18 protein-coding genes and 1 riboswitch are annotated in these 19,275 nt (G+C 67.6%); of the genes, 10 read left to right on the forward strand and 8 right to left on the reverse strand.

The window, feature by feature from the left end; genetic code table 11:
* Positions 1 to 15 precede the first annotated feature (15 nt).
* The 4 genes from E5679_RS09485 to E5679_RS09500 all read right to left on the reverse strand — a co-directional run bounded on the left by E5679_RS09485 (position 16) and on the right by E5679_RS09500 (position 3,679).
* A complete protein-coding gene (locus E5679_RS09485; RefSeq protein WP_138415132.1) occupies positions 16 to 858 on the reverse strand; it encodes an ABC transporter permease in 843 nt (280 codons plus the stop codon).
* Positions 855 to 1,694, reverse strand: coding sequence for an ABC transporter permease (locus tag E5679_RS09490; RefSeq protein WP_249336042.1), 840 nt, complete (start codon positions 1,692 to 1,694; stop codon positions 855 to 857). Before E5679_RS09490 ends, E5679_RS09485 begins: the two co-directional genes overlap by 4 nt.
* On the reverse strand, positions 1,687 to 2,631 hold the full coding sequence (locus tag E5679_RS09495) for an ABC transporter ATP-binding protein (protein WP_138415241.1): 945 nt from the start codon (positions 2,629 to 2,631) through the stop codon (positions 1,687 to 1,689). The genes E5679_RS09490 and E5679_RS09495 overlap by 8 nt, the downstream gene beginning before the upstream one ends.
* A 160-nt stretch (positions 2,632 to 2,791) precedes the next feature.
* The gene (locus E5679_RS09500; RefSeq protein ID WP_212746919.1) at positions 2,792 to 3,679 is read right to left on the reverse strand and encodes a LysR substrate-binding domain-containing protein; all 888 of its coding nucleotides are present in this window, start codon (positions 3,677 to 3,679) and stop codon (positions 2,792 to 2,794) included.
* Between the two features lie 115 nt (positions 3,680 to 3,794).
* Between E5679_RS09500 and E5679_RS09505 the strand changes: the two genes are divergently transcribed.
* The 3 genes from E5679_RS09505 to E5679_RS09515 are packed head-to-tail and all read left to right on the forward strand — an operon-like array spanning position 3,795 to position 6,611.
* A complete protein-coding gene (locus tag E5679_RS09505) occupies positions 3,795 to 4,982 on the forward strand; it encodes a cytochrome P450 (RefSeq protein ID WP_138415134.1) in 1,188 nt (395 codons plus the stop codon).
* Between the two features lie 26 nt (positions 4,983 to 5,008).
* On the forward strand, positions 5,009 to 5,332 hold the full coding sequence (locus E5679_RS09510) for a 2Fe-2S iron-sulfur cluster-binding protein (protein WP_138415136.1): 324 nt from the start codon (positions 5,009 to 5,011) through the stop codon (positions 5,330 to 5,332).
* 4 nt (positions 5,333 to 5,336) lie between these two features.
* Positions 5,337 to 6,611, forward strand: a complete 1,275-nt coding sequence (locus E5679_RS09515) for an NAD(P)/FAD-dependent oxidoreductase (protein ID WP_138415138.1) — start codon at positions 5,337 to 5,339, stop codon at positions 6,609 to 6,611.
* On the opposite strand, the gene E5679_RS09520 is transcribed toward E5679_RS09515, so the two are convergent.
* The gene (locus E5679_RS09520; RefSeq protein ID WP_138415140.1) at positions 6,581 to 7,510 is read right to left on the reverse strand and encodes a LysR family transcriptional regulator; all 930 of its coding nucleotides are present in this window, start codon (positions 7,508 to 7,510) and stop codon (positions 6,581 to 6,583) included. The genes E5679_RS09515 and E5679_RS09520 overlap by 31 nt on opposite strands.
* A gap of 212 nt (positions 7,511 to 7,722) precedes the next feature.
* Here E5679_RS09520 and E5679_RS09525 point away from each other — a divergent pair, with 212 nt between their 5' ends.
* Positions 7,723 to 9,102: an MFS transporter gene (locus E5679_RS09525; protein WP_138415142.1), complete on the forward strand. Its 1,380-nt coding sequence runs from the start codon at positions 7,723 to 7,725 to the stop codon at positions 9,100 to 9,102.
* Positions 9,103 to 9,242: 140 nt separating this feature from the next.
* Positions 9,243 to 9,686: a CHRD domain-containing protein gene (locus tag E5679_RS09530; protein ID WP_138415144.1), complete on the forward strand. Its 444-nt coding sequence runs from the start codon at positions 9,243 to 9,245 to the stop codon at positions 9,684 to 9,686.
* Positions 9,687 to 9,775: 89 nt separating this feature from the next.
* Here E5679_RS09530 and E5679_RS09535 read toward each other — a convergent pair whose 3' ends face one another.
* Positions 9,776 to 10,681: a bifunctional methylenetetrahydrofolate dehydrogenase/methenyltetrahydrofolate cyclohydrolase gene (locus tag E5679_RS09535; protein WP_138415245.1), complete on the reverse strand. Its 906-nt coding sequence runs from the start codon at positions 10,679 to 10,681 to the stop codon at positions 9,776 to 9,778.
* Between the two features lie 8 nt (positions 10,682 to 10,689).
* Positions 10,690 to 11,982 carry a serine hydroxymethyltransferase gene (gene glyA, locus E5679_RS09540; protein ID WP_138415147.1) on the reverse strand — a complete coding sequence of 431 codons (1,293 nt, stop codon included), beginning with the start codon at positions 11,980 to 11,982 and terminating at the stop codon, positions 10,690 to 10,692.
* Between the two features lie 103 nt (positions 11,983 to 12,085).
* Positions 12,086 to 12,170, reverse strand: a riboswitch (ZMP/ZTP riboswitch).
* A 91-nt stretch (positions 12,171 to 12,261) separates the two neighbouring features.
* On the opposite strand from glyA, the gene E5679_RS09545 reads away from it, so the two are divergent.
* Positions 12,262 to 13,338 carry an NAD(P)-binding domain-containing protein gene (locus E5679_RS09545; RefSeq protein ID WP_249336043.1) on the forward strand — a complete coding sequence of 359 codons (1,077 nt, stop codon included), beginning with the start codon at positions 12,262 to 12,264 and terminating at the stop codon, positions 13,336 to 13,338.
* Between the two features lie 4 nt (positions 13,339 to 13,342).
* Positions 13,343 to 14,191, forward strand: coding sequence for a formyltetrahydrofolate deformylase (gene purU, locus E5679_RS09550; protein ID WP_138415149.1), 849 nt, complete (start codon positions 13,343 to 13,345; stop codon positions 14,189 to 14,191).
* A 259-nt stretch (positions 14,192 to 14,450) separates the two neighbouring features.
* Here the strand turns inward: purU and E5679_RS09555 are convergent, their stop codons facing one another.
* Positions 14,451 to 14,972 carry a gamma carbonic anhydrase family protein gene (locus tag E5679_RS09555; RefSeq protein ID WP_138415151.1) on the reverse strand — a complete coding sequence of 174 codons (522 nt, stop codon included), beginning with the start codon at positions 14,970 to 14,972 and terminating at the stop codon, positions 14,451 to 14,453.
* A 105-nt stretch (positions 14,973 to 15,077) separates the two neighbouring features.
* On the opposite strand from E5679_RS09555, the gene E5679_RS09560 reads away from it, so the two are divergent.
* The 3 genes from E5679_RS09560 (at position 15,078) to mmsB (ending at position 19,254) form a co-directional block, all read left to right on the forward strand.
* Positions 15,078 to 16,271 carry an ROK family transcriptional regulator gene (locus E5679_RS09560; RefSeq protein WP_138415153.1) on the forward strand — a complete coding sequence of 398 codons (1,194 nt, stop codon included), beginning with the start codon at positions 15,078 to 15,080 and terminating at the stop codon, positions 16,269 to 16,271.
* A gap of 126 nt (positions 16,272 to 16,397) precedes the next feature.
* Positions 16,398 to 17,942: a multiple monosaccharide ABC transporter ATP-binding protein gene (gene mmsA / locus E5679_RS09565; RefSeq protein WP_138415155.1), complete on the forward strand. Its 1,545-nt coding sequence runs from the start codon at positions 16,398 to 16,400 to the stop codon at positions 17,940 to 17,942.
* Between the two features lie 40 nt (positions 17,943 to 17,982).
* Positions 17,983 to 19,254, forward strand: coding sequence for a multiple monosaccharide ABC transporter permease (gene mmsB, locus E5679_RS09570; protein WP_138415157.1), 1,272 nt, complete (start codon positions 17,983 to 17,985; stop codon positions 19,252 to 19,254).
* Positions 19,255 to 19,275: the final 21 nt, after the last annotated feature.

A 19,275-nucleotide genomic window follows, 5' to 3' on the forward strand; every position in this document is an offset into this window, starting at 1 on the left:
GCGGCTCGCGGCAGGCTACCGGAGGAACAGCGCCCGCAGGCGCCGCGTCGTGAAGGCGAGCCCAATGAGGATCATCACCACGTAGTACGCGAGGTGGATCCACGTCGCCGCGCTGAACACGCCGATGCTGATCTCGCGCATGAGCTCGACCCCGTGCCAGAGGGGAAGGGCCTGGATGACCCACTGAACGGGCTCGGGGTAGACGCTGAGGGGGTAGAAAGTGGCCGAGAACAGGAACATCGGCAGCATGACGAACGTGATGATGTCCATCTGCTGGAAGGTCTTCATGTAGCTCGTGATCGCCATCCCGAAGCTCGCGAAGCCGAACGCCACCATCACTGACGTGGGGACGAGCAGGAGGGCCCACGGCGTGGTGATGAGCCCCATGAGGCCCATGACCCCGGTGAACCCCAGCGCGTAGAGAAAGCCGCGGAAGAGGGCCATGAAGATCTCGCCGACGGCGATGTCGAACGGCCCGAGGGACGTGTAGAGCATGCTCTGGTAGAGCTTGCCGAAATGCATCTTGAAGAAGATGTTCCACGTCGAGTCGTAGATCGCCCCGTTCATCGCGGAGACGGCGAGCAGGGCAGGGGCGATGTAGGCGGCGTAGCTGATCGGGGCTCCGCCCGGACCTGCGACGGCGCCTACGAGCCCTCCGAGCCCGATGCCGAGGGACAGCAGGTAGAAGACCGGCTCGAAGAAGCCGGAGATCAGAATGACCCAGTTCTGGCTCTTGATGACGCGGAAGCCGCGTTCGATCACCGAGCGGGCATTGCGTGCGTAGAGCGCACTCAGAGGGCGTCGGTCGGCGGAGAGGATGTAGTCGCCGTCAGGGTTCTCCTCGGTCAGCGCCTTCATGCCGCCATCCGCCTCGCGTAGTTGCGACGGGCCCAGCCGATGCCGAATAGGCCGAGCGCCACAAGATAGAGGACGTGCACGGCGACGAGCCAGACGGGCTCCATGAGGCCGATGGTAGCGAGGCGTCCAAGCTGATTCCCATGCCACAGGGGGGAGATCCACCCGATCCACTGCATGGCCGGAGGCATGGTCTCGAGCGGATAGAACGTCCCCGAGAACAGGAACAGCGGCATCACGATGAACCGCTGGATCATGGAGAACTGGAAGTTCTCCTTCTCGATCCTCGCCGCATACGCCATGAGGGGTGTCCCGAAGGCCATGCCCGCGAGGACTCCGATCGGCACCACGAGCCACGAAGCCGGGCTCCGGACGGCCCCGAACGCAAGCATGATGAGGAAGAACACGAGGCACTGGACGAGGAGCCGGACACCCACGGCCATGACGTGCCCCGCGGCGAGCTGCCCCGGCACGAGCGGAGTCACGTGGGGACCGTAGTAGACCCGTCGCCACTTGAAGCCGTCCATGACAGGGAACATCATCTCGTTCGCGCAGGTCATGACCGCGCTGGAGACGAGGAGCGCGGGGGCGGCGTACGCGAGGTAGCCGACGCCGGCGAAATGGGCGGAAGGGCTGCGGTCCACGATGGACGCGAGCCCGACCCCCATGGAGAAGAGGTACAGGAGGGGATTCCCCACGCTCGTCACCACGATGGTCACTGCGTAGGCGCGCATGCTGCGCAGCATGTGCTCCATGAAGTAGAACGAGCCCCACCGCCTGGCCTTGGCCGCGGAGGCTTCCGGGGAATGGGCCTGAAGACGCGGCTGGGTCTCAGTCAATGAGGGACCGTCCGGTGAGGCGCAGGAACACGTCCTCGAGCGAGGCCCGCCGCACGAGCGAAGTGATCGGGTGGAGCTGGCGCGCGCGAATCTGCTCGAGTGAGGCCTCGCCGTTGTCCGTGTAGACGAGGACCCGATCGGGCAGCACCTCGATGCGCTCCCCCACGCCGTCGAGCTGAGGGGCGACGGCGGCATTCCGGTCCGTCCCAAAGCGAACCTCGAGCACCTCACGGCTCGAATGCTCGCGGATGAGCGCAGACGGCGACCCCTCCGCCATGATCTTGCCCTTGTCCACGACGATGAGCCGGTCGCACAGCTGCTCCGCCTCATCCATGTAGTGGGTCGTGAGCACGAGCGTCACGCCCTGCTCCTTGAGCCGGAACAGGCGGTCCCAGAGGACGTGGCGGGCCTGGGGGTCGAGACCTGTGGTCGGCTCGTCGAGAAGGAGGATCCGCGGATCGTTGATGAGCGAGCGGGCGATCGTCAGCCGCCGCTTCATGCCGCCGGAGAGCGAATCGACGCGTGCCTTCGCCTTCTCCGCCAGCTGCGCGAAGTCGAGGAGCTCGTCCGCCCTCTGTGCGAGGTAGGAGTGCGAGAGGCCGAAGTACCGGCCATAGACGATGAGGTTGTCCCGGACGCGGAGCTCCTCGTCGAGATTGTCCTGCTGCGGGACCACGCCGAGGTGCGCCCGCACTTCCGGGCCCTGCTTCTCCGGGTCGAGGCCCATGATGCTCAGCTCGCCGCTGGTCCTCTGGGTCACGCCGCCGATCATCCTCATGGTGGTCGACTTGCCAGCGCCGTTGGGCCCGAGCAGGCCGAACGACTCCCCCGCCGGCACTTCGAAGCTGATGCCGTCGACGGCGTTGACGTCTCCGTACGTCTTGACGAGATTCCGAGCACTGATCACTGGCGGCCGAACCGTGCGAGCACCGGCCACGGCAGTTCCCTTGGCACGGCCTGGTGCTTCCTGCGACACTCACCGCACACTATCCGACGGGGCGCGGCACGGGAAGGGTTTGTGCAACGCTTCTTTCAGAGTGAGTGCGGCACTTCCGGTTGCTGGGACGGCGGCGCGAAAAGGTCGGCGGCGAAATCCATCAGGGCCTGTGCGCGGCGCGTGGGGCGAACGCCGCGGACCAGGCCAGCAGGATGCGGACGGGCGCAGGCGGAGGGGTGATCTCTGCGGCAACGACGGGAAGCCCCTCGTACGTCTCGCTCCGTCTCGGTCGCTGCACCAGCAGCCCATAGCCGAGCCCTCGGCCCACGAGGGAGCGCGTCAACTCGAAGTCGGTGGTCCGGTAGCGGATCCGCGGCTCGACACCGGCCGCCCGGAACACGGCCATGGTGTGCTCGCCGCTCGGATGGAGGTCGAGGAAGACGAGCGGTTCTTCGGCGAGCGCCGCGAGGTCCACGGGATCGCCGGTGGCGAGCGGGTGTGAGGCGGGCAGCAGCACGTAGACGCGGGACTCGTAGAGCGTCCGTGCGGCGAGGCCCATGGGGAGGTTCATGTCGTAGATGAGCGCCGCGTCGAGTTCGCCCTCGAGGAGCCTCCGCTCGAGCGGAACCTGTTGGTCGGCGACAAAGTCGAGCTCGACCTCCGGGTGCCGCTCTCCGAAGCCTTGGAGGATCGGCGGGATGAGGGTGACGGCAAGGGTCGAATAACAGCCGAGCGCGACGGGGCCGCGGAGCGCTTTCCCAGCGTCCCGCGCTGAGAGTTCGAGGTCTGCGGCCTCGCCCAGGAGCGTCCGGGCGCGGTCGCACACATACTGGCCCGCGGGCGTGAGCAGCGCCCCATGAGCGCGACGGCGGACGAGGAGTTGGGTGCCGAGCGCCCGCTCGAGATCGTTGAGCGCGGCGCCGACCGCGGTCTGCGTCACGTGAAGGCGCGCGGAGGCCGCGCTGATCGAGCCCGTGTCCGCGACGCCGATCAAGTAGCTCAGCTGGCGGAGGGTGAATCTGCTCGGTGCGCGGACGACGTCGTCCATTCCTTGCCTCTCCAGTTTTTCTTGCTTATCCCACACCTTATTTGAACTTTACCTGACTATATGTCCCAGCCCACACTCATGGGGAGGCCAGCAACAGCGACAAAGGGAGTGCGGGATGACCGCGGCAGAAGCAGAGACAACAGCACCCACGGCCGAGTGGGTCCGCATCGAGGACCTCTACGAGAACCCTTACCCGATCTACCGCAGGCTGCGGGAGGAATCCCCTGTTGCATGGGTGCCCGCCGTGGGCCGTTACCTGGTGACGAGCTTCGAGGCCTGCCACCGGATCGAGCAGGACGCCGAGACGTTCTCCGCAAACGAAGAGGGCTCGCTCATGAAGCGGTCCATGGGGCACTCCATGCTGCGCAAGGACGACCCCGACCATCAGACCGACCGCGCGGCCTACGGACCCGTGCTGCGCCCGAAGGCGATCAAGGAGACCTGGACGGCGGCCTTCGAGAAGAACGCCGAGAAGTACCTCGAGGAGTTCCGGGCGAAGGGCCCGGGCGCTGACCTCCACCTCGGTTTCGCGGCCCCCTTCGCTGCGGAGAACCTCCGCGAGATCATGGGCTTCCGCAATGCGGCGCAAGAGGACCTGCAGCGCTGGTCCCAGACCATGATCGATGGGACGGGCAACTATGCGGACGATCCCGAAGTCTGGGCCAAGGCCGCCGCCTCAAGCGCTGAGGTGGACGCAGCCATCGACGAACTCGTCCCCGTGCTCAAGGCGGAGCCTGACGCGAGCCTGCTCTCCGCCGTCGTCAATGCCGGCATGCCGATCGAGGCCATCCGGGCCAACATGAAGATGACAATCGGCGGCGGGCTCAACGAACCGCGGGACGTCCTCGGGACGGCGGTGTGGGCGTTGCTGTCCCACTCGGACCAGCTGGCCCAGGTCCTCGCCGAGCCCGCACTGTGGGCCACGGCGTTCGAAGAGGCAGTGCGGTGGGTTGCGCCGATCGGCATGTACCCGCGTCAGACAACCCGCGAGGTCGAAATCGGCGGGGCGACGCTGCCCGCAGGCGCACGGCTCGGCGTGGTCCTCGGGGCCGCCAACCGGGACCCCGAGCAGTTCGAGAACCCCGAGGCCTTCGACATCAATCGCGAGAAGAAGCCGCACCTCGCGTTCGGCGGCGGTGCCCACTTCTGCGCCGGCACGTGGGTCGCCCGCACCTCGGTCGCGCAAGTCGCCCTTCCGAAGCTCTTCGCGGGCCTCCCGGGACTCCGGCTGACCGATCGGCCCGCGCGGGAGGGCGGCTGGGTGTTCCGCGGAATGCTCGAGCTGCCCGTCGCCTGGAACTGAACGCCGCCCACACCTGAAGGAGAACCATGCCCACCATCACCTACATCCAGCCCGACGGTGCGGAGCTCACCCTCGACGCGTCCCCCGAGACCTCGGTCATGCGCGCGGCCGTCAACGCGGGGGTGCCGGGCATCGTCGGCGAATGCGGCGGCCAGGCGATGTGCGCCACATGCCACGTCTACGTGAGCCCCAATTCGCTCGAGGGGCTGCCCGAGATCAATGACGAGGAGGACGAGATGCTCGAGTGCACGTCCGCTCCGCGGGATCCCGAGCGGAGCCGGCTGGGCTGCCAGATCTCGTGCGGCCCGCGCGCCTCGCTCGTGGTCGAGGTTCCCGCGGGCCAGGTGTGACGCGATGACCGGACAGGACAAGGCGCCCGGCCACGTTGTCGTGGTCGGCGCGGGCCAGGCGGGAGTCCAGCTCGTCGACTCGCTGCGCGCCGGCGGGTACCGCGGACGGCTCACGCTCCTCTCCCGGGAGTCCGAGCGACCGTATCAGCGGCCTCCCCTCTCCAAGGACTTCGTGGTGGGCGGCCGCGACGCCGAGCCGCTGCGGCTGCGCGGCGAGTCATTCTTCGAGGACGTCGGAGTCGGTGCGCGGTGGGGAGTCTCCGCCGTCGCCATCGACCGCTCGGGCCAGCGGGTCCGGACGAGCGCCGGCGACTGGATGACGTACGACGCGCTCGTGCTCGCCACCGGCGCCGACAGCCGCGGGCTGGGCATCCCCGGGGAGCACCTCGCCGGCGTCCACCGGCTGCGCACACTCGACGACGCCAGGGACGCTTCCGGCGGGCTCGAGTCGGCCCGCCAGGTGGTCGTGGTGGGCGCGGGCTTCATCGGCCTCGAGTTCGCTGCGGGGGCGCGGGCCAGGGGGCTCGACGTCACCGTCGTCTCGCCGACGGCGCGACCTCTGCGCCGATCCGTCACCCCAGCCGTATCCGCGTACCTCACCGAACGCCAAGAACTCGACGGCGTGCGCTTCGAGCTCTCCGAGGGAGTCGCCGCGCTCTCAGGCGGGGACGACGACGCGGGCCGGGTTGCCGCCGTCGTCCTGACCTCGGGCCGGACGCTGCCCGCGGACCTGGTCGTCGTCGGCGTCGGCGTCACCCCGGCCTCGGCCCTCGCGGCCGAGGCCGGTGTGGCCATCGAGGGCGACGGCGGCATTGCCGTCGACGGCTCGCTGCGCACCTCGGACTCGGCGATCTTCGCGATTGGCGACTGCGCGAGCTTCCCGAGCCTCCACGCGGGGCGCCGTATGCGGCTCGAATCGGTGCAGAACGCGACCGACCACGCACGGCATGCCGCGGCCGTCCTCCTGGGGCAGGATCCGGGGCCCTATGCCGAGCTCCCGTGGTTCTGGAGCCATCAGGGGAAGGTCAAACTGCAGATCGCCGGCCTCTCCAGACCGGGCGTGTCGACGGTACTGCGAGGAGACCCGGCGTCGGGCAAGTTCTCGGTCTTCGCGTTCGACGACGGCGAGCTCGTGAGCGTCGAGTCCGTGAACAGCCCAGCGGATCACCTCGCGGCCCGGCGGCTGCTGGCGGCGGGGGCCGCACTGTCCCCCGACGAGGCTGCCGACCTCGCGTTCGATCTCAAGGCCTACTCGCGCGCGGCTCCGGTGCCCGCGTGACGGTCGCCCAACGCCTCGACGGCGAAGTCCACGAGGGCCGCAGCCCGAGGCGTGAGCGTCATGTCCTCTGGCCAGATCGCCACGACGTGTGTCCGGGTGGCCGGGGGCCGCAGGGGCCGCACGGCGAGCGGGAGGCCCTCGACGCTCACGGGCGCGCTGTTCGGGCGGGACATGAGCAGGCCGTACCCCACGCCGCGGCCCACGAGGGCCTGGACGAGGATCACCTGCGGGACGCTCGCCACGACGCGGGGCCGCAGGCCTCGCGAGGCGAAGGCCTCGTGGGTGTTCATGGTGCTGGGGCTCGATTCGTACATGATGAGCGGTTCGTCGGCGAGCTCCGCGAGGTCCACGGCATCGTCCTGCGCGAGCGGATGGTCCGGGTGGAGGACCGCCTCGAGCTCGGTCGCGTAGATCTCCCGCTGGGCGTAGCCGACGGGCAGGAGCATGTCGTACACGATCGCGACGTCGAGCCGGCCGGACTCGAGGGCGGGGAGGAAGTCGTCGTGGGTCCCAACCGTGACGTCCACCGTGACACCCGGGTGACGCTGCGGGAACCGGTCGAGGATCTCGGGGATCACGCTCGTCGCAAAGCTTGCGAAGCACCCGAGGTTGACCGGGCCGCGAAGCGCCTCGCCGTGCCGGGGCGCGAGGACCAGGTCCCGGGCGCTGCGCAGGATGCCCAGGGAGCGGGAGGCGAAGTGCTGTCCCGCCGGTGTGAGCTGCAGCCCGCGCCCCTTCCTGCGCACGCACAGCTGCTCCCCCACGGCCCTCTCCAGGGCGGTGATGGCCTGGGAGAGCGCGGACTCGGAGATGTGCAGGCGCTCGGCCGCCTCACTGAGAGTCGAGACGTCCACGAGCGCCGTGAACAGCTCCAGCTGGCGGAGTGTGATGTCTGCCATTCTCCCCTGCGCCCTCCGTAAGACATATAAGCGAAACTGAATTAGCTTGCCGCTTTTCTGAAGTTTACAACCGGAAGTTGGGCAGCCACGATAGTGGTATCCCTCACTTTTCAACGGCTCGCCGCGTGCTTGGCGCGGAGCGCCCATCCCCTCGCGGCCACAAGCCGTCCAGTGAGGCATCAGAGCTGATGCCGTTTCATGCAAGGACAGAGATGAACAATCCCGGCGCCGCATCCGCCGCCACGACCCAGCGCCGCGTCGCGCTGGCCACCATCATCGGCACCACCATCGAGTGGTACGACTACTTCATCTACGCCACGGGCGCAGCCCTCGTGTTCGCCGAGCTCTTCTTCAAGCCGGCGGGCGAGAACATCGCCCTCCTGCTCTCGTTCGCCACCGTGGGCATCAGCTTCCTGTTCCGCCCCCTCGGCGCGTTCCTCGCGGGCCACTTCGGGGACCTGATCGGCCGCCGCGCCATGCTCGTCCTGACGCTCATCCTCATGGGCGGTGCGACCACCCTGATCGGCGCGCTGCCGACCTACAGCCAGATCGGCATGGGAGCCCCCATCCTCCTGCTCGTGCTCCGGATCATCCAGGGCATCTCCGCGGGTGGCGAATGGGGTGGCGCGGTCCTCATGGCCGTCGAGCACGCACCCGCGAAGCGCCGCGGGCGTGCGGGCTCGTTCCCCCAGCTCGGCGTGCCCCTCGGCATGCTCATCGCCTCGGGCGTGATGGCACTCATGACCGGCGTCATCTCCCCCGGCAAGGCGTTCCTCGAGTGGGGCTGGCGCGTGCCGTTCCTCCTGAGCGTCGTGCTGATCGTGATCGGCTTCTTCGTCCGCCGTGCGGTTGAGGAGAGCCCCGTGTTCGCCGAGCTCGCCGAACGCGGACGGCAGGTGAAGGTTCCGATCGTCCAGCTCTTCCGCAAACACTGGCACCTCGTGATCCTCGCCGCACTCGTCTTCGTGGGCAACAACGCGGCCGGCTACATGACCACCGGCGGCTTCATCCAGGGCTACGCGACGGGCAAGCTCAAGATGGACGCCACAGCCGTGCTCGTCGCAACGACGGTCGGTGCCGCCATGTGGTTCGTGGCCACGTGGGTCTCTGGAATCCTGGCCGACACCATAGGCCGGAAGAAGACCTATCTCATCGGCTTCGTGCTGCAGGGCCTCATGGTGTTCCCCCTGTTCTTCTTCGTCAACACGGGAACCCTGGGCGGGCTGTACGTCGGGCTGATCCTGTTCTCGATCGGTCTGGGCCTCACCTACGGCCCCCAGGCCGCCTGGTACTCGGAGATCTTCCCCGCGTCGGTCCGGTTCTCCGGCGTCTCGATCTCCTACGCGATCGGCGCGATCCTGGGCGGCGCGTTCGCCCCGACCATCGCCCAGGCCCTTCTCCAGGCCACCGGCTCGACCGCTTCGATCTCGACCTACCTGCTGATCGTCACGGTCGTATCGATCGCTGCCGTCCTCTGCCTCCGCGACCGGCGAGGCATCCCGCTGGGCCCCGATCACGAGGCCGAGCAGGCCACCGGCGCCACGGTCTTCGGACCACAAGCGGCCCCGGCGACGGCACCTGCACAGGTCTAGCCAGCCCACAGCAGAGGACGACGTCGGCACCCGCGTGGGTGCCGACGTCGTCCTCTCTTGTGTCACGTTGCTTAGCGCATTGTCGGCGTGCGATGCCGAGCGTACTGTGATCGCCGTCACACCCGAACAAGGAGGACGCTATGGCTCTTCTCTCCGCGCGCTCGAAGGCGATTGCCGCCGCCGTCGCCGCCCTCACTCTCGCGGGCACACCCGCCGCATTGGCCAACTCGGGAGGCGTTCCCGCAATTCCGCTCAATGTTGGTCAAGAGACCACCGGATCGAACACCGGCGCCTCGGGCTTCTTCACCTACACGATCAGCGGCAGCCAACTCTGCTTCACGCTTCAGGCCCGCAATCTCTCCGCTTCGGCCGTGGCCGCACACATCCACGTTGCGCCTCGCAATGTCGCTGGCCCGGTCGTGATTCCGCTCGCGGTGGGCTCGGGGACATCATGGACGGTCAGCGGCTGCAAGACGGTCAGTGCGGCGCTCCTGTCGGCGATCTCCACGGACCCCGGCGCCTACTATGTCAACGTCCACACGCCAACGTTCCCCGGAGGCGAGATCCGGGGCCAGCTCAAGTAACTCCAAAAACGACTGCTCCACAACTGTCGTTATGGCGCCCGAAAACGACAGTTATGGAGCAGTCGACGCGGGTGGGCGGAGATGGGCGTTCAGGCGCCGGCGGCGACCCGCTCAGCGGCCTCGACGACGTTCGTCATGAGCAGGGCTACCGTCATGGGGCCCACTCCCCCGGGGTTCGGCGAGAGGTAGCCCGCGACCTGCGCGACGTCCGGGTGGACATCGCCATAGACCTTCGGCTTGCCGCCCTCGGGATCGTCCTCGCGGGTCACCCCGACGTCGAGCACGGCGGCGCCAGGCTTGACGTCCTCCGGCTTGACGATGTGCTTGACACCCGCGGCGGCCACGATCACGTCCGCCTGACGCAGATGGTCGGAGAGGTCCCGCGTTCCAGTGTGCGTGATCGTCACGGTCGCGTTGATGTCGCGGCGCGTAAGCAGGAGCGGAATCGACCGGCCGATCGTCACTCCCCGCCCGACGACGACGACGTGCTTGCCCTTGAGGTCGTAGTCGTTGCGCAGCAGGAGCTCGATGACTCCGCGAGGCGTGCAGGGCAGCGGCGTCTCAATCCGCTTGTTCACGTTCAACACGAGCCGGCCCAGATTGGTCGGGTGCAACCCGTCCGCGTCCTTGGCCGGATCGATGCGCTCGAGGATCGCGTCGGTGTCGAGGTGCTTGGGCAGCGGCAGCTGCACGATGTACCCGTGACACGTCGGATCCGCGTTGAGCTCGTCGATGAGAGCCTCGACCTGCTCCTGCGTGGCGTCAGCGGGCAGCTCCTTCTGGATCGAGTTCATCCCGATCGCGACGGACTGCTTGTGCTTCATGCCGACGTAGAGCTGCGAGGCTGGGTCCGCGCCCACGAGCACGGTCGCGATCCCGGGGGTGATGCCCTTCTCCTTGAGGGCCGCGATTCGCTCCCTCAGCTCGGCCTTGATCGCCGCCGAGGCGGCCTTTCCGTCAAGGACCACTGCCTTGCTCGAGGTGCGGGACGTCATCGAGGCGCTCACCACTCCTCGTGGCCCGGGTACAGCGGGAAGTCGGCCGCGAGCTTGTCGACGCGGCCGCGCAGGGCCGCAAGATCAGCGCCGCCCTTGAGCGCGGTCGCGATGATGTCCGCAACCTCTGTGAACTCGTTCGCGCCGAACCCGCGCGTCGCGAGGGCAGGGGTGCCGATGCGGAGGCCGGAGGTGACCATTGGCGGGCGGGGGTCGAACGGGACCGCGTTGCGGTTCACCGTGATGCCCACCTCGTGGAGGAGGTCCTCGGCCTGCTGGCCGTCGAGCTGGGAGTTGCGGAGGTCGACGAGCACGAGGTGCACGTCCGTGCCGCCAGTGAGCACCGAGACGCCGGCCTCGGCGACGTCCTGCTGGTTGAGGCGGTCAGCGATGATCCGCGCGCCCTCGAGGACGCGCTCCTGGCGCTCCTTGAACTCATCCGAGCCCGCGATCTTGAACGCGACGGCCTTCGCCGCAATGACGTGCATGAGCGGGCCGCCCTGCTGGCCGGGGAAGACGTTCGAGTTGAGCTTCTTGCCGAACTCCTCCTTGGCCAGGATCACGCCGGAGCGCGGGCCCGCGAGGGTCTTGTGCACGGTCGAAGTGACCACGTGCGAGTGCGGCACCGGGCTCGGGTGCAGGCCAGCGGCGACGAGGCCGGCGAAGTGAGCCATGTCCGTCCACAGGTAGGCGCCGACCTCGTCCGCGATCGAGCGGAAGGCGGCGAAGTCCAGATGACGCGGGTACGCGGACCAACCGGCAATGATCACCTGCGGGCGCTCGGCGAGGGCCTGCTCGCGGAGCTTGTCCATGTCGACCCGGAACGTGTCCTCTTCGACCTGGTACGCCGCGACTTGGTACAGCTTGCCCGAGAAGTTGAGCTTCATCCCGTGGGTCAGGTGACCGCCGTGGGCGAGCGAGAGGCCGAGGATCTTGTCGCCCGGGTTGATGAGGGCGGAGAGCGCCGCGGCGTTCGCCTGTGCGCCGGAGTGCGGCTGAACGTTCGCGAACTCGGCACCGAAGAGCTCCTTGACGCGGCTGATCGCCAGGTTCTCGGCGATGTCCACGTACTCGCAGCCGCCGTAGTAGCGGCGGCCGGGGTAGCCCTCGGCGTACTTGTTGGTCAAGACGGAACCCTGCGCCTCCATGACGGCGCGGGGCGCGAAGTTCTCGGACGCGATCATCTCGAGCGTGCCGCGCTGGCGGCCCAGCTCCTGATCGAGGACGGCGGCAATCTCGGGATCGACGTCCGCAAGGGGGAGGTTGCTGACGGAGGACACAGTGGGATTCGCGGTGGTCACGGGATCTCCTGGGTTGGGCTCGGAGTGCTACTGGTCAGGCTACCGGCCGTCATGCTGCGGCCGGAACTCTCGTGGCCGGGCGTGACGACGCGGAAGTGCTCAACCGCATGGCCCAGGCGTACGACCCGCGATGTCCCGTTCGCCGCTCCCCGGTGGTGACCCACCCAACGCCAGTCGCGGCCCGCCCAGTCTACCGCGCTGGCTGCGGGAACAGTCGAGAGGCCTTCTTGGTTACGCCGATAGTTGACGTGTCAGGAAATCGATGCAGGAAGGACCCCCGTGGAGCGTCTCAAGACGGTGGTGATCGGAGCCGGACAGGCGGGTCTCAGCGCGGCCTATTGGCTCCAGCGCCGGGGGCTCACGCCGTCGATGGGCTTCGTGGTCCTCGACGGCAACGACGGTCCAGGCGGCGCGTGGCGTCACCGGTGGGACTCGCTCACGTTCGACGCCGCCCATGGCCTCCACCCTCTCCCCGGCCTCCCGCTCGAGGCTCCCGACCCCGCCGAGCCGAGCTCCGCCGTCGTCAGCCGCTACTACGACAAGTACGAGCGCACCTTCGAGCTGCCCATCATCCGTCCCGCGAGGGTCACCGCGGTGTCACGAACGGACGACGGCGACGCCCTCCTCGTCCGCGCGGCCGACGGCCGGTCTTGGCTCGCTGACACAGTCATCAATGCGACGGGGACTTGGGACCGCCCGCATTGGCCGCACTACCCCGGACAAGAGCTCTTCCGCGGGCGGCAGCTGCACACCCACGACTTCGTCTCGGCCGACGAGTTCCGCGGGCAGCGCCTGCTCGTGGTCGGCGGCGGCACGTCGGCGCTGCAGTTCCTCCTCCAGCTCGAGGCCGCAGGCGCGACCACGTTCTGGTCCACGCGCCGGGCGCCCGATTTCACAACGGTGCCGTTCGATGCCGACTGGGGCATCGACGTCGAACGCCGCGTCAACGAACGCACGCGCGCCGGCCTGCCACCGCTCAGCGTTGTCGCCGCCACCGGCCTTCCGCTCACCCAGCAGTACCGCGCGGGGATCGAGGCGGGCGTGCTCGTCTCGCGCGGGCCCCTCGCGCGCCTTACCCCAGAAGGCGCCGTGCTCGCGGACGGCAGTGAGCTGGAGCTGGATGCCATCCTGTGGGCCACCGGGTTCCGCGCCTCGCTCGGGCACCTTGCTCCCCTGAAGCTGCGCGAGACCGGCGGCGGGATCCTCATGGCCGACGACGGCGTGAGCGTCGTGCGCGAACCGCGGCTCTTCCTCGTGGGGTACGGTGCGTCGGCCTCGACTGTCGGCGCGACGCGGGCCGGACGTGCGGCCGCTCTCGCCGCCCTGCGCACCCTCAGCCCGGCACCGATAACCTAGGGGCGTGGTACGCAACTCCTTCATCGTCACGCTCTCCTGCCCCGACCGACCCGGGATCGTGCACGCAGTCTCCGGCGCCCTGCTCGAGGCCGGCTGCAACATCTCCGAATCCCGCCAGTACGAAAGCCGGGACACCGGGACGTTCTTCATGCGCGTCTCCGTCGAGACGGACGAGCCGCGCGACGCGCTCGAGGCCGCGCTCGCTCCGGTTGCGCAAGCGTTCGACATGAAGCTCGGCCTCTACAACGAGGGCGAGCGAGTCCGCACGCTCATCATGTGCTCGAAAGACGGTCGGACCCTGAACGACCTCCTCTTCCAGCAGCGCACAGGGACCCTGCCGATCGACGTGCCCGTGATCGTCTCCAACCACACCGACCTCGCGCCAATGGCCGAGTTCTACGGCATCCCGTTCGTGCACCTGCCCGTCACTTCGGCGACGAAGGCCGAAGCCGAAGCGAAGCTCCTGGCCCTCGTCGAGGAGTACGACGTGGAGCTCGTCGTGCTCGCCCGCTACATGCAGATCCTTTCCGACGACCTGTGCCGCGCTCTCGAGGGCCGGGCGATCAACATCCACCACTCGTTCCTGCCGTCCTTCAAGGGCGCGAAGCCTTACCACCAGGCCCACGCGCGCGGAGTCAAGATCATCGGGGCCACCGCGCACTACGTCACGGCCGATCTCGACGAGGGCCCCATCATCGAGCAGGAGGTCATCCGCGTGGACCACTCGAAGACCCCGGAGCAGTTCGTCCAGCTCGGCCGGGACGTCGAGGGACGCACACTCAGCCGCGCCGTGAAGTGGCACGCCGAGCACCGCGTCCTCCTCGACGGAGCCAAGACGGTCGTCTTCGACTGACCCGGCCCGGGGGCGGCGGTCCCCTCCCGTTGCGCCGTCACGTTTACAGGGTCCTCTCCTTCCTCACCAGCTTTAGCTTTCAACTGACGGCGAGTCAGCCGAATCACCGGCGGGTCGTGCCCGGACCGCCTCAAAAAGTGGTGAGAAGGGCAGCGATCGCCGATGAGATCTGCTGGCCAACGACGGGCCGAATGGATGACCTTTCGGGACCCCACCGCGCAAACCTGACGGCGCAACGGGAACCCGGCGCAAGGGGAGGTCAGGCGGAGGCCGTCGCCTCCCGGTGGGCCTGCGCGAGCTCCACGTAATGGGCGGCGTTCCGGTGGACGCCCTGCACTTCGTCGTCAGTGAGTTCCCGGCGAACCTTCGCCGGCACGCCGGCTACGAGCGAGCGCGGTGGGACGATGGTCCCCTCCAGCACGACAGCGCCGGCTGCCACGAGCGAGTCCTCACCGATCACGGCGCCGTTCATGATCGTCGCACTCATGCCGACGAGGACGTTGTCCTCCACGGTGCATCCATGGACGACGGCGTTGTGTCCGACTGAGACGCCGGAGCCGAGAGTGCACGGGAAGCCCGCGTCGGCATGGAGGACCACGTTGTCCTGGAGGTTGCTGCCAGCGCCGACCGTGATCGTCGCGCTGTCAGCCCGCACGGACACGCCGTAGAAAGCACTCGCACGCTCGCCCAGATGGGCGTCTCCTATGATGCTCGCCGTCGGGGCAACGAAGGCGCTGGGATGGATGTCGGGGCTCTTGCCCCCGAAGTCGATGACAGGCATGCGCCCCAGAGTAGTGCGCCTCCCGAGCAACTGAAACGTTAACATAAACGGGGGTTTTGCGTTCACTTCTTGACGACAAGCGCGCACCAGTCCATGCTGTGACCCATGGTCTCCACCCTGCGCTCGACGGCGAGCGCCTCCAGCAATCCGGGCTCCCAGTCCGCCCTTCGGCGGCTGAACGAGCAGCGCATCGTGGAGGCGCTCATGACCGGACCCGCCACGCAGGCGGAACTCGCGCGCACCACGGGCCTCTCGACTGCTACCGTCTCGAACATCGTCAGGGTGCTGCAGGACGCGGCAATCGTTGCGACAGAACCCACGACGAGCTCGGGGCGCCGCGCGCTGAGCGTGCGTCTCAACAGCAACAGTGCCGTGGCTGTGGGAATCGACTTCGGGAGACGCCACCTGCGGCTCGTCCTCTCGAACCTCGGGTACGACGTGCTGGCAGAGGAGGCGATCTCGCTCCCCTTGGGCCACGAGGCCGACGTCGGCATCGCGGCTGCCGTCGACGTCCTCGACTCGCTGCTGGAGCAGGCAGGCGTGGCGCGGCGGGACGTCGTAGGAGTGGGCGCCGGCATTCCGGGCCCGATCGACCACAGGACTGGCTCTGTCGCACAGGGTGCCATCCTCCCCGAATGGGTCGGCTTCAATCTGCTCTCGCACCTCGAGGACGTGCTCCAACTCCCCGTCTACATTGACAACGACGCCAATCTGGGCGCGCTCAGCGAGGTGACCTGGGGTCCGCACAGCAGTGTCTCGAATCTGGTCTTCGTCAAGATCGGCTCGGGCATCGGCGCGGGCCTCATCCTCAACGGCCAGCCCTTCTACGGCCACGTCGGAGTGACCGGCGAGATCGGGCACGCCACGATCGTGGAGCACGGCCTGGTGTGCCGGTGCGGCAACCGCGGATGCCTCGAAACGGTGGCCTCCACGACTACGATGGTCGAGCTCCTGAGCCGGGGCGAGAAGGAACCAATCACCCCGGACGACATCGTGCGCCGCGCTCTGGCCCATGACGCCGCGACGCTCCGGGTTATCGACGACGCCGGCCTCGCCGTCGGGCGCTCGCTGGGGAACGTCGCCAACCTCATCAACCCTGAGGTGATCGTCGTCGGCGGCCCTCTGGCCGAGCTCGGAGACATCCTCCTCGACCCCATCCGGCGGGGGCTCATGCGGCACGCCGTGCCCCTCATCGGCCAATCGACGACCGTGACGATGTCGGCCCTCGGCTCCCGCGCCGAAGTCCTCGGAGCGGCCGCGCTGGTATTCCAGCACGCTGACATTTCCCATCATTCCTGATCGCTTTCATATCGGTTGCGTTAAAGGCTTGACGACAACCTGCGCGTGAGGGTTTACTCATTCCTCAGACGGCCCCGCCTTCGCGGACGGCCGGACAATGAGGTTCGACCAGGAGGCGAAGGGCATATGGCCAACGAACCTGTAATCCTGCAGATGCGATCCATCACGAAGGAGTTCCCGGGCGTCAAGGCGCTCTCGGATGTCAGTCTCAGCGTCAAGGCGGGCGAGATCCACGCGATCTGCGGGGAGAACGGCGCCGGCAAGTCGACGCTGATGAAGGTCCTCTCCGGCGTGTACCCCCACGGGACGTACTCGGGCGAGATCGTCTACCAGGGCGAGGTCCAGGAGTTCAAGGACATCCGGGCCAGCGAACACGCCGGCATCGTGATCATCCACCAGGAGCTCGCGCTCATCCCCGAGCTCTCGATCATGGAGAACATCTTCCTCGGCAACGAGCCAGCCAAGCGCGGGGTGATCGACTGGAAGGAAGCCCGCCGACGCTCGATCGACCTCATGGCGCGGGTGGGCCTCACGGAGGACCCGGACACGCCGATCAAGGAGATCGGGGTCGGAAAGCAGCAGCTCGTCGAGATCGCGAAGGCGCTCAACAAGTCGGTCAAGCTCCTCATCCTCGACGAGCCCACGGCCGCGTTGAACGAGAGCGACTCCCAGCACCTGCTGGATCTGATCCTCGGCCTGAAGGGCCGCGGCATCACGTCGATCATCATTTCGCACAAGCTCAACGAGATCGAGCAGGTCGCCGACTCCATCACGATCATCCGCGACGGAAAGTCGATCGAAACGCTTGACGTCAAGGCCGACGGCGTGGACGAGGACCGGATCATCAAGGGCATGGTGGGACGGACGCTCGAGTCCCGCTTCCCGGACCACACGCCGCACATCGGTGAGGTCCTGTTCGAGGTGAAGGACTGGACGGTCCAGCATCCGACCGTCCCGGACCGTCTCGTGTGCAAGGGGTCGAACTTCTTCGTCCGGAAGGGCGAGATCGTCGGCTTCGCAGGTCTCATGGGCGCGGGGCGCACGGAGCTCGCGCGGTCGATCTTCGGCCACTCGTACGGCAAGTTCATCTCGGGCCAGACCTTCATGCACGGCAAAGAGGTCAAGATGCACACGGTCGCCCAGGCGATCGATGCGGGCCTCGGCTACGTCACCGAGGACCGCAAGTCGCTGGGCCTGAACCTCCTCGACGACATCAAGACGACGACGGTCTCCGCGGGGCTGAAGAAGATCACCAAGGGCCTCGTCGTCGATGTGAATCGCGAGTACCAGGTCGCGGAGGAGTACCGGAAGTCGCTTCGGACGAAGACCCCGAGCGTGGACGAGGGCGTGGCAAAGCTCTCGGGCGGGAACCAGCAGAAGGTGGTTCTCGCGAAGTGGATGTTCACTGACCCCGAACTGCTCATCCTCGACGAGCCGACTCGCGGGATCGACGTCGGCGCGAAGTACGAGATCTACGGGATCATCCAGCGTCTGGCCAACCAGGGCAAGGGCGTCATCGTCATCTCCTCCGAGCTCCCCGAGCTGCTCGGCCTCTCGGACCGGATCTACACGATCTTCGAAGGCGCCATCACGGGCGTCCTCGACAAGGAGGAAGCCACGCAGGAAAGCCTCATGAAGCTCATGACCCAATCCCGCAAGCGCGTTGCCTGAAACGCAGAAGACAGCCAAGGAAGCACCGCAAGGAAACATCATGGACGCCCTCAAGAAGCTCTTCGGCGGCAACACCCGTCAGTTCGGCATGATCTTCGCCCTCGTGGCCCTGATCATCCTCTTCCAGATCCTCACCGGTGGCCTGACCCTGACGCCGGACAACGTCATCAACCTCTTCAACGGCAACTCCTACATCCTCATCCTCGCGATCGGCATGGTCCTCGTGATCATCGCGGGCCACATTGACCTCTCGGTCGGCTCCATCGCGGCAGCCGTCGGGATCATCGTGGCCATCACGATGCGGGACTGGCACCTTCCCACGTGGGTGGGCATCATCTTCGGTCTGGCCATCGGCGCGGCTATCGGCGTCTGGCAGGGCTTCTGGGTCGCCTACGTGGGGATTCCGGCGTTCATCGTGACGCTCGCCGGCATGCTGATCTTCCGCGGTGTGAACCAGTTCATCGGCCAGTCCAACACCGTGCCCGTCCCCCAGGACTTCCAGTACATCGGCGCGGGCTACCTGCCGGAGATCGGCCCGGACACGGGCTATAACAACCTGACGCTGCTCATCGGCGTGCTCGGCGCGGCCTTCGTGGTCTACAGCGAGCTGCGCAGCCGCCGCGAGGCGAAGCAGCTCGGCGCTGAGGTGCCCGAGCTGTGGGTCACGGTGACGAAGGTCGTGCTCATCTGCGCGGCGATCCTCTACGCGACCTACCTCTTCGCGACAGGCCGGCCGGGGACGTCGTTCCCGATCCCGGGCATCATCCTCGGCGTGCTCGTGCTCATTTACGGCTTCGTCTCCGCAAAGACGATTATCGGGCGCCACATCTACGCCGTGGGCGGCAACCGCCACGCTGCAGAGCTCTCCGGCGTCCAGTCGAAGCGGGTCAACTTCCTCGTGATGATGAACATGGCCATCCTCTCGGCCCTCGCGGGCATGGTCTTCGTGGGCCGCTCCACCGCGTCCGGCCCGTTCGACGGCACGGGCTGGGAGCTCGACGCGATCGCGGCCGTGTTCATCGGCGGCGCCGCGGTGACTGGTGGCGTCGGCACCGTGATCGGCTCGATCGTCGGTGGCCTGGTGATGGCGGTGCTCAACAACGGCCTTCAGCTCCTCGGCATCGGGGCGGACCGGACCGCGATCATCAAGGGCCTCGTGCTCCTCGCCGCCGTCGCCTTCGACGTCTACAACAAGTCGCAGGGCCGCCGCTCGATCATCGGACTGCTCATGCGCAACGGCAGCAACCGGGCGGTCCCCGCCCAGCCGGACGAGACGACCAAGACCAGCGAAGTCCTCGCGAAGGAAGCCTGAGAGCTTCAGGCCACAGATTTC

The organism is Sinomonas gamaensis (genome assembly GCF_005876955.1).
GTDB lineage: Bacteria > Actinomycetota > Actinomycetes > Actinomycetales > Micrococcaceae > Sinomonas > Sinomonas gamaensis.